The sequence below is a fragment of the Streptomyces sp. NPDC025833 genome (assembly GCF_055558055.1).
Genome location: NZ_JBVHNF010000049.1, coordinates 1 through 11498, shown reverse-complemented (window position 1 = coordinate 11498; position 11498 = coordinate 1). Strand labels below are relative to the sequence as shown.

1 protein-coding gene and 1 pseudogene are annotated in these 11498 nt (G+C 70.9%); both read left to right on the top strand.

Going from position 1 to position 11498, the window contains the following annotated elements; translation table 11 throughout:
- Window positions 1–3 precede the first annotated feature (3 nt).
- A pseudogene (locus ACZ4K2_RS36825) lies at window positions 4–282 on the top strand (ketoacyl-synthetase C-terminal extension domain-containing protein); the annotation flags it as partial.
- A 141-nt stretch (window positions 283–423) separates the two neighbouring features.
- On the top strand, window positions 424–11498 hold an 11075-nt coding region (locus ACZ4K2_RS36820; RefSeq protein WP_467770018.1), incomplete at its 3' end, for an SDR family NAD(P)-dependent oxidoreductase.

Sequence of the window (11498 nt, the reverse complement as noted above, 5' to 3'; positions counted from 1 at the left end):
GAGGTGGGGCGTCCTCGTCGTGCGGGTGTGTCGTCGTTCGGGATCAGTGGGACGAACGCGCATGTGATTGTGGAGGAGGCTCCCGCGGCGGCTGATGTGGTTGCCTCGGCTGGTGACGTGCCTGCCGCCGGTGGTGGTGTGTTGCCGTTCGTGGTGTCGGGGCGTTCGGTGGAGGGGTTGAGGGCGCAGGCTGGGCAGCTCGCCGGGTATGTGCGGGGCGGGGCCGAGTTGAGTGGGGTCGCTTCGGCGTTGGTGGCGGCTCGGTCCGCGTTGGAGTTCCGGGGCGTCGTGGTCGCGGCTGACCGCGGTGAACTCGTGGCAGGGCTGGATGGGCTGGCTGCTGGTGGGTCGGTGGCGGGTGGTGTGCGGTCTTCGGCTCGTCCGGTGTTCGTGTTTCCGGGGCAGGGGGCGCAGTGGGTGGGGATGGCGGCCGCTCTGCTGGATGAGTCGCCGGTGTTCGCGGAGCGTGTGGCCGCGTGTGAGGCTGCGCTCACACCCTATGTGGAGTGGGAGTTGGGGGAGGTTCTGCGGTCCTCGGAGGAGGGCTGGATGGGCCGGGTGGATGTGGTGCAGCCGGTTTTGTGGGCGGTGATGGTGTCGCTGGCCGGGCTGTGGGAGTCGTTCGGTGTCGTTCCGGCTGCTGTGGTGGGTCACTCGCAGGGTGAGATCGCTGCCGCGTGTGTGGCGGGTGCGCTGTCCCTGGAGGATGCGGCGAAGGTCGTCGCGTTGCGCAGTCGCGCTATCGTGGGCCTGGCGGGCATGGGTGGCATGGTCTCGCTGGGTGTCTCGGTGGAGCGCGTGGCCGAGTTGCTCGCCTCTTACGGGGGCCGGGTGTCGGTGGCCGCCGTCAACGGTCCGGGTTCAGTGACGGTCGCGGGCGAGCCGGATGCGTTGGACGGGCTCCTGGCCGACTGCGACGCTGCCGGCGTCTGGGCGCGTCGGATTCCGGTGGACTATGCCTCGCATTCGGTGCAGGTGGAGTCGATCCGTGAGCGCATCCTCGCGGATCTGGCGGGTATCGAGCCGATGACGCCCAGGATCCCCTTCTACTCGGCGGTGACCGCGGAGCGCCTGGAGACGACTCCCCTGGACGCGGTGTACTGGTATACGAACCTGCGTCGGACGGTCCGTTTCGAGGAGACGGTACGCCTTCTGCTGGCGGACGGTTTCGACGCGTTCGTCGAGACCAGCGCGCACCCGGTGCTGACCACGCCGGTGGAGGGCACGGTCGGGGACGCGGCGGTCGTCCTGGGCACCCTGCGCCGGGGTGAGGGCGACCTGCGCCGCTTCACCACCGCCCTGGGTGAGGCGTATGTCCATGGTCTCCCGGTCGACTGGGCCCCTCTCGTCGGCACCAACCGCACGACCGGACCCGACCTCCCCACCTACCCCTTCCAACGCCGTCACTACTGGCCGACCACCGTCGGCACCTCCACCGGTGACCTCACGTCCGCCGGCCTCGCCAGGGCAGAGCACCCTCTCCTGGGCGCGTCGGTCTCGCTGGCGGACTCCGAGGGTCTGCTCCTGACCGGGGCGCTGTCACTCGCGGCACACCCGTGGCTGGCCGGCCACCGAGTGGGCGGAACCGTGGTGCTTCCCGGTGCGGCCGTCGTCGACCTGGCGATCCGCGCCGCCGACGAGGTGGGCTGTGACCTGATCGAAGAGCTCGTCATGGAAGTGCCGTTGGTCATCCCCGAGAGGGGTGACGTACAGGTCCAGGTCCGCGTCGAGCAACTGGAACAGGACGGGGCGTACGGCCTGAGTATCCACTCGCGCAGGGCGTACGCCGACGCCGACGATCCCTGGACGCGCAACGCGACCGCAGTACTGGCGGTGAGGCAGGGTTCCGCCGATGAGGCCGGCCGGTTCGAGGTGTGGCCGCCGACGGGTGCGCGCCCCATCGACCTCGACGCCTTCTACGACCACCTGGCCGAGGTCGGGCATGGGTACGAGGGCCTGTTCCGGGGGCTTTCGGCGGCTTGGCGTGTCGGGGAGGACGTCTACGCCGACGTGACATTGCCCTCGGGTGAAGAAGCACCGCAGGGCTTCGGCATCCATCCGGCGTTGCTGGACGCCGCGCTCCACGGTCTGGCGCTCGACAACGACGCGGACGGACGACTCCTGGTGCCCGGCCGCTGGGCCGACGTCTCCCTGTCCGCGACCGGTGCCACCGCCGTACGCGTACGGCTCGCCCGCCTCGGCCCCGACGAGGTTGCTGTCGAACTGGGCGACCAGACAGGCCGACCGGTGATGGACGTCGGCTCCCTGTCGCTCCAGCGCGTCTCGATCGAGCAGTTCCAGGAGACGCGGACCGGCGGGGGGATGTACCGGGTCGATTGGGCGCCAGTGGGGTCGGTGGAGGGGGAGTTCTCGGGTCAGCTGGTTGTGCTCGACGGTGACGCCTCTGGTCTGGACGCGGTGGACGGTGCGCCTGAGGTGGTTGTCCTGCCCTGCTTCGACGGGTCGGACGTCCACGGCATGGCCGCTGGGGTGTTGGGTGTGGTGCGGGCGTGGTTGGCCGATGCGCGGTTCGAGGCTTCGCGGTTGGCGGTGGTGACCCGGGGTCCCGGCGGTGTGGTCTCGGGTCTGGTGCGGTCGGCGGAGACGGAGAATCCGGGCCGGTTCGTCCTCGTGGAGGCGGAGGGGGACGAGTGGCTGGCTGATGTGCGGGCCGCGTTGGCGGTCGGTGAGCGGGAAGTGGCGGTGCGGGACGGCGTGTTGAGCGTGCCGCGTCTGGTGCGGCACGTGGTGACGGAAGGGGAGGTGTCGTGGGGTGAGGGTGCCGTTCTGATCACCGGTGGCACCGGCACGCTCGGTGGTCTGGTGGCCCGGCATCTGGCGGTGCGCCACGGTGTTCGTGAGCTGGTGCTGCTGGGGCGTCGCGGCTTGGATGCGCCGGGTGTGGGCGAGCTGGTGGAGGAGCTCGCCGCGCTGGATGTGTCGGTGGTGGTGGAGGCCTGCGACGCGGCCGACCGGGATGCCCTGGCGGGTGTCCTGGAGCGTGTGCCGGGTCGTTTGGCGGGTGTGGTGCACGCTGCCGGTGTGCTGGACGACGGTGTCGTGGCCGGCATGTCCGACGAGCGACTCCGCACGGTGCTGCGGGCGAAGGTCGACAGTGCCGTCAACCTGCACGAGCTGACCCGGGACCTGGACCTCTCCGCCTTCGTCCTCTTCTCCTCCGCCGCGAGCGTGTTCGGCAACAGCGGTCAGGCCAACTACGCGGCGGCGAACGCCTTCCTCGACGCACTCGCCCAGGAACGTCGCGCGTCCGGCAAGTCCGCGGTCTCGCTGGGCTGGGGACCCTGGGCGCAGACCAGCGGCATGACCGGCACCGCCGAGGGCACCACGGCGGCGCGTACTCTGCGCCGGGGAGTCCGGGCCCTCACGAACGACGAGGGGCTCGCCCTCTTCGACGACGCTTTGCGCTCCGACGAGGCGCACCTCCTGCCGGTGATCCTGGACCCGGTGGCTTTGCGCGCCCGGGCGGCGTCGGGTTCGCTTCCCGACGTACTGCGCGGCGTCGTACGGACGACGAGTCGGCGTACCGCGTCCACCGCTGCCGGCACCGACGGTTCCCGGTTCGCCGCACGCCTGGCCGCGCTCGACGCACCGGCACGCGAGGCCGAGATCCTCAACCTGGTCCGCACGAATGTCTCCCTCGTGCTCGGCCACGAGTCGGGACAGACGGTCGAGGCCGCACGGGCCTTCAAGGAGCTCGGATTCGACTCGATGCTCGCGGTGGACCTGCGTAACCGCCTCAACGCGGCGACGGGCCTGCGCCTGCCGGTGACGCTCGTGTTCGACTACCCGACCCTCTCCGCGCTCGCCCGTCATCTGGAGGAGGCGCTCTTCGGATCGGACACGATCGTCGCCGGGCCCGCGCAGACCCCCGACGCGGCGAGCGACGACCCTGTGGTGATCGTCGGTATGGCGTGCCGCTACCCGGGCGGAGTGGCTTCACCGGAAGACCTGTGGGACCTCGTCGCGGAGGGCCGGGACGCTGTCGCCGGCTTCCCCGAGAACCGGGGTTGGGACCTGGAGAACCTCTATGACCCCGATCCCACAGCCCTGGGCAAGAGCTACGCCTCCGAAGGCGGTTTCCTTTACGACGCAGGCGACTTCGACGCCGACTTCTTCGGGGTCTCCCCGCGCGAGGCCCTTGCCATGGATCCCCAGCAGCGGTTGCTCCTGGAGACGTCGTGGGAGGCGTTCGAGCGGGCCGGGATCGATCCGGCCGGGCTGCGCGGCAGCCAGACGGGCGTCTTCGCGGGCGTCATGTACCACGACTACGTGGACGGCACGGGCGCGGCGAGCGCCGAGGTCGAGGGCTACGCGCTGACCGGCAAGTCGGGAAGCGCCGTCTCCGGCCGGGTCGCGTACACCTTCGGGCTGGAAGGCCCTGCGGTGACGGTGGACACGGCGTGCTCCTCGTCGCTGGTCGCCCTGCACCTGGCGGCCCAGGCGTTAAGGAACGGCGAGTGCACGATGGCACTTGTCGGTGGTGTGACGGTCATGTCCACTCCCGAGGTGTTCGTCGAGTTCAGCCGACAGCGCGGGTTGTCGGCTGACGGTCGGTGCAAGGCGTTCTCGGCTGCGGCGGACGGTACGGGCTGGGCCGAGGGTGTGGGCGTGCTGCTGGTGGAGCGGCAGTCGGAGGCGGTGCGTCTTGGGCACCGGGTGCTGGCCGTGGTGCGGGGGTCCGCGGTCAACCAGGACGGCGCCAGCAACGGGCTGACCGCTCCCAACGGTCCCTCTCAGCAGCGGGTGATCCGGCAGGCGCTCGCCAACGCCGGTCTGGAGACCGGGGACGTGGACGCCGTCGAGGCGCACGGGACGGGTACCACGCTCGGAGACCCGATCGAGGCTCAGGCGGTCATCGCGACCTACGGGCAGGATCGTCCGTCGCAGGAGCAGCCGTTGTTCCTGGGTTCGTTGAAGTCGAACCTCGGTCACGCGCAGGCCGCCGCCGGGGTGGCGGGTGTGATCAAGATGGTGATGGCGTTGCGGGCCGGCGTGCTGCCGCAGACGTTGCACGTCACCGAGCCGTCGCCCCACGTGGACTGGTCCGCCGGTCGGGTGGAGCTACTCACCGAGGCGCGGGAGTGGCCCGAGACCGGGCGTCCCCGTCGTGCGGGCGTGTCCTCCTTCGGGGCGAGCGGCACCAACGCACACGTAGTCCTGGAGCAGGGACCCGAGTCCGCCCCCGCCGAGCCCACCGAGGACGGCGGCGTCACGCTTCCGTTCCTCGTGTCGGCCAAGTCGGAGAGTGCGCTCCGTGCTCAGGCAGGTCGAGTGGCCCAGTTCCTCGCCGATCGTCCCGAGATCGAACTCGGCGCGGTCGCCCGGACGTTGCTTTCGGGCCGGGCGGCGCTGGAGCACCGCGGTGTCGTACTGGCTGCCGACCGGACGGAGTTGACATCTGGCCTGGAGGCGCTGGCCTCGGGCGAGTCGGTGACGGGTGCGGCGCGTCCGGTGGGGCGGCCGGTGTTCGTGTTTCCGGGGCAGGGGTCGCAGTGGGTGGGGATGGCGGCTGGTCTGTTGGATGAGTGGCCGGTGTTCGCGGAGCGTGTGGCCGCGTGTGAGGTGGCGCTTGCGCCGTATGTGGAGTGGGAGTTGGGGGAGGTTCTGAGGTCCTCGGAGGAGGGCTGGATGGGCCGGGTGGATGTGGTGCAGCCGGTTTTGTGGGCGGTGATGGTGTCGCTGGCCGGGCTGTGGGAGTCGTTCGGTGTCGTTCCGGCTGCTGTGGTGGGTCACTCGCAGGGTGAGATCGCTGCCGCGTGTGTGGCGGGTGCGCTGTCCCTGGAGGATGCGGCGAAGGTCGTCGCGTTGCGCAGTCGGGCCATCGTGGGCCTGGCGGGCATGGGTGGCATGGTCTCGCTGGGTGTTTCGGTGGAGCGTGTGGCCGAGTTGCTCGCCTCTTACGGGGGCCGGGTGTCGGTGGCGGCTGTCAACGGTCCGGGTTCGGTGACGGTCGCGGGCGAGCCGGATGCGTTGGACGGGCTCCTGGCCGACTGTGACGCTGCCGGCGTCTGGGCGCGTCGGATTCCGGTGGACTATGCCTCGCACTCGGTGCAGGTGGAGTCGATCCGCGACCGCATCCTCGCGGATCTGGCGGGTATCGAGCCGATGACGCCCAGGGTCCCCTTCTACTCGGCGGTGACCGCGGAGCGCCTGGAGACGACTCCCCTGGACGCGGTGTACTGGTATACGAACCTGCGTCGGACGGTCCGTTTCGAGGAGACGGTGCGCCTTCTGCTGGCGGACGGTTTCGACGCGTTCGTCGAGACCAGCGCGCACCCGGTGCTGACCACGCCGGTGGAGGGCACGGTGGGGGACGCGGCGGTCGTCCTGGGCACCCTGCGCCGGGGTGAGGGCGACCTGCGCCGCTTCACCACCGCCCTGGGTGAGGCGTACGTCCATGGTCTCCCGGTCGACTGGACTCCCCTCGTCGGCACCAACCGCACGACCGGACCCGATCTCCCCACCTACCCCTTCCAGCACCAGCACTTCTGGCTGGAGCGCACCCCCGCGACCGGCGACGCGCGCGAACTCGGTCTCGCCGAGGCGGATCACCCCCTCCTGGGCGCCGCCGTGCGACTCGGCGGCGAACAGGGTGCCGTACTCACCGGCCGGGTCTCCTTGCGAACCCACCCGTGGCTGCGGGACCACGCCGTCGCCGGGACGGTACTGCTGCCGGGCACGGCTTTCGTGGAGCTGGCGATACGCGCCGGGGACGAGGTCGGCTGCGGACGTGTCGCCGAACTCGCCCTGGAAGCGCCGTTGGTGATCCCCGAGCAGGGCTCCGTACAGCTCCAGGTGGTCGTCGACACTCCCGGCGACGACGGAGAGCGTGCCGTATCCGTGTACGGGCGTGCCGAGCGCGGCGGCGCCCTCGACGACGCGTGGGCCCGGCACGCCTCCGGTGTCCTGACGCCGGCCCCCGACGACCGGACGGCCGGCCTCGGAACCTGGCCGCCCGCAGGAGCCGAGCCCATCGCCCTGGACGACTTCTACTCCACCCTGGCGGACACGGGATACGGATACGGCCCGGCGTTCCAGGGACTGCGCACCGCCTGGCGGACGGGCGACGACGTGTACGCCGAAGTCACCCTCCCCGCCGAACCGGCGGCGCAGGCGGCGCTGTTCGGGCTGCACCCGGCGCTGCTCGACGCCGCCCTGCACGCCGCCTCCCGCAGCGGTCTGGACGCTGCGCCCACCGGCACGGTCAGGCTGCCTTTCGCCTGGTCTGACGTCACCCTCCACGCGTCCGGCGCGACCTCGCTACGTGTCCGGCTCACCGTCACGGGACCGGAGACGCTGGGAGTCCTCGCGACCGACACGTCCGACCAACTGGTCTTCTCGGCTCGCGGTCTGATGGTCCGTCCGGTCGCGCTCGACCGGCTCGACCTCGGGCGCCATCCCGCTGAAGAGGCACTTTTCCGCGTCGACTGGACCCAGGTCGAGGTGGACAGGACGGTCCGGTCGAACGACCAGGTCTGGGCGGTTCTCGGTGACACCGCCGACGCCACGGCCGCTCTCCTGCGTGACGCGCACATCGCTGCCGAGCCGTACGCCGACCTGCGTGCGGTGAGCGCGTCCGAGGGAGCCGCGCCTGACGTGGTCGCGGTGATCCTGGCCGACGACGAGGACACACACGGAGAGGTGCTGGAGACCCTGGGCGGCTTCCTGGCCTTCGTCCAGGAATGGCTCTCCGACGAGTACTTCGCCGCGTCCCGCCTGATAGTGGTGACCCGTGGCGCGGTCCAGACCGGGCACGGGGCCGTCGGTGTGGACCTCACGCATGCCCCGGTCTGGGGGCTGATGCGGACCGCGCAGAACGAGCACCCGGAGCGGTTCGTCCTCGTCGACCTCGACCCGGCGGACCAGTCGGCCACGGCCCTGGTGGCGGCGCTCGACTGCGGGGAACCCCAGGTGGCCGTGCGTGACGGCGCCCTGTGGACCCCCCGGCTGGCACGCACCACCTCCAGCGCCGCCCTGCTGCCGCCGCTCTCCGGACCCTGGCGTCTGGAGACGACGGCCGACGCCGGCACCCTGTCCGACCTGGCCCTCCTGCCCGCCCCGACGGCACAGCGGGAACTGGGCCCGGTCGACGTCCGGATCGATGTTCACGCGGCCGGCATCAACTTCCGCGACGTACTCATCGGACACGGCATGGTGCCCGGCCAGACCGGCATGGGCAGCGAGGGGGCCGGTGTCGTCACCGAGATCGGCTCCGAGGTGACCGGACTCTCCGTGGGCGACCGGGTGTTCGGAATGTTCCGCGACGCCTTCGGACCGGTAGCCGTGGCCGATAGCCGGATGACGGCAGCCCTCCCCGCGACGTGGTCGTTCGAGCAGGGCGCATCGGTGCCGGTGGCCTTCTTGACGGCCTACTACGGACTTGTGGAGCTGGGTGAACTTCAGCGCGGCGAGCGGGTGCTGGTCCACGCCGGTGCGGGCGGGGTCGGCATGGCGGCGATCCAGATCGCCCGCCATGTCGGTGCGGAGGTCTTCGCGACGGCGAGCGAGGGCAAGTGGGATGTGTTGCGGGCGATGGGCCTGGACGACGCCCACATCGCGAGCTCCCGCACGCTCGACTTCGAGCAGAAGTTCGCCGGTGGCGTCGACGTGGTCCTCAACTCCCTCACAGGAGAGTTCATCGACGCCTCGCTGCGGCTGCTCTCGGCCGATGGCCGGTTCCTGGAGATGGGCAAGACGGAGATCCGGGATGGGGTCGAAGGGGTGTCGTACCGGGCGTACGACCTGTTGGAGGCGGGGCCCGAACGCATCGGGGAACTGCTGAGTGAGGTGATGCCGCTGTTCGCGGCCGGGGTGCTGGAGCCCATCGGGGTGCGGTCGTTCGATGTGCGGCGGGCGCCGGAGGCGTTCCGGTTCATGTCGCAGGCCAGGCACACGGGCAAGCTGGTGCTGCGGATGCCCAGGCGGCTCGATCCGGACGGCACGGTCCTGATCACGGGCGGTACCGGCACGCTGGGGCGTCTGGTGGCGCGGCATCTGGTCGCCGAGCACGGCGTACGCAACCTGGTCCTGCTGAGCCGTAGCGGCGGTGAGGTCCCCGAGGGGCTGGACGCCCGGGTGGTCGTCGAGGCGTGCGACGTGTCCGACCGGGAGGCGCTCGCCGCCGTCCTGGCCCGCATACCGGCCCCGCTGACCGGCGTCGTCCACGCGGCGGGTGTACTGGACGACGGACTGATCGAGTCACTCACCCCCGAGCGCCTCGAACGCGTCCTGCGGGCCAAGGTCGACGGCGCGGTCAACCTCCACGAACTCACCGCGGGCCACGACCTCGCCGCCTTCGTCCTCTTCTCCTCCCTCGCCGGAATCCTCGGCAACGTCGGCCAGGCCGGCTACGCCGCCGCCAACACCTTCCTCGACGCGCTCGCACGGCAGCGGCACGCGGCCGACCTTCCCGCGTCCTCCGTGTCCTGGGGGCTGTGGAAGCCGGCGAGCACCATGACCGGCGGGCTGGGCCGACAGGACCTGGCGCGGATGCGGCGTTCCGGCGTCGTCGCCATGTCGGCCGAGGAAGGGCTCGCCCTCCTCGACGCCGCCCTGAACGTCGACGAACCGCACCTCGTGGCCGTCCGCCTCGACCAGGCCGCGCTGCGCACCCAGACAGCCGGCGGGTCGATGCCCAGGCTGCTCCAGGGGATCGTGCGGGCCCGGGAAGTGCGCCGAGCCGTCGAGGCCGTCGCCACCGGACGGGACAACCCGCTGGCCCGTGAACTCGAAACGCAGCCCGCGTCCGAACAGACGCGCATCCTGCTCGACATCGTCCGCACCCACATAGCCACCGTCCTCGGACATACCTCCACCGGGTCTACGGACGCCGAACGCAGCTTCAAGGACCAAGGGTTCGACTCGCTGACCTCCGTGGAACTTCGCAACCGGCTCAACGCGGCCACCGGACTCCGACTGCCCACCACCCTCGTCTTCGACCACCCGACCCCGATCGCCCTCGCGGACTTCCTCCGCACCGAGCTGCTCGGCACCAAGGACACCGACGACGCCCGCGCCATCGTCCCGGCCACAACGCCGTCGACGGGCCATGAGCCGATCGCGATCGTCGGTATGGCCTGCCGCTTCCCTGGCGGAGTCGAGTCTCCTGAGGATCTGTGGCGGCTCGTCGCGGAAGAGCGTGACGTGATCACGGACTTCCCGACCGACCGGGGCTGGGACCTCGACGGCATCTACGACCCCGACCCCGGCCGGCACGGAAAGAGCTACGTCCGCTCCGGTGGGTTCCTCGACTCCGTCGCCGACTTCGACGCCGAGTTCTTCGGGATCTCTCCGCGAGAGGCCCTTGCCATGGACCCCCAGCAGCGCCTGCTGATGGAGTCCTCGTGGGAGGCCGTCGAACGCGCCGGCATCGACCCCGCGACCCTGCGCGGCAGCCAGACCGGTGTGTTCTTCGGGATGCTCGCCAAGGACTACGCCACACGTCTCGACCGCACCCCCGAGGACGTCGAGGGCTACCTCGGCACCGGCAACGCCAGCAGTGTCGGCTCGGGTCGGGTCGCGTACACCTTCGGCCTCGAAGGCCCTGCCGTGAGCGTCGACACCGCCTGCTCCTCCTCGCTGGTCAGCCTCCACCTCGCCGTGCAGGCGCTGCGCAACGGCGAATGCTCGATGGCCCTCGTCGGCGGTGTCAGCGTGATGCCGACGCCGGGGCTGTTCGTCGAGTTCAGCCGACAGCGCGGGCTTGCCGCCGACGGCCGCAGCAAGGCGTTCTCGGACGCCGCGGACGGCACGAGCTGGTCCGAAGGCGTGGGCGTCCTGCTCGTCCAGAGGCTGTCCGACGCCCAGCGCGAAGGGCACCGCATCCTCGCGGTCGTCCGGGGGAGTGCCACCAACCAGGACGGCGCGAGCAACGGGCTCGCCGCACCGAGCGGTCCCTCGCAGCAGCGGGTGATCCGACAGGCGCTCGCGAACGCACGCCTGAGCGCACGGGACGTCGACGCCGTCGAGGCGCACGGTACGGGCACGACGCTCGGGGACCCCATCGAGGCCCAGGCGATCATCGCCACGTACGGGCAGGGGCGCGAGGCTGATCGACCGCTGTGGCTCGGGTCGTTGAAGTCGAACCTTGGCCATGGGCAGGCTGTTTCCGGCGTTGCCGGGGTCATCAAGACGGTCATGGCGCTCAGGGCGGGGGTGTTGCCCAAGACGCTGCATGTCACGGAGCCGACATCGCATGTGGACTGGTCCGCCGGTCGGGTGGAGTTGCTCACCGAGGCGCGGGAGTGGCCTGAGACGGGGCGTCCTCGTCGTGCGGGTGTGTCGTCGTTCGGGATCAGTGGGACGAACGCGCATGTGATCGTGGAGGAGGCTCCCGCGGCGGCTGATGTGGTTGCCTCGGCTGGTGACGTGTCTGCCGCCGGTGGTGGTGTGTTGCCGTTCGTGGTGTCGGGGCGTTCGGTGGAGGGGTTGAGGGCGCAGGCTGGGCAGCTCGCCGGGTATGTGCGGGGCGGGGCCGA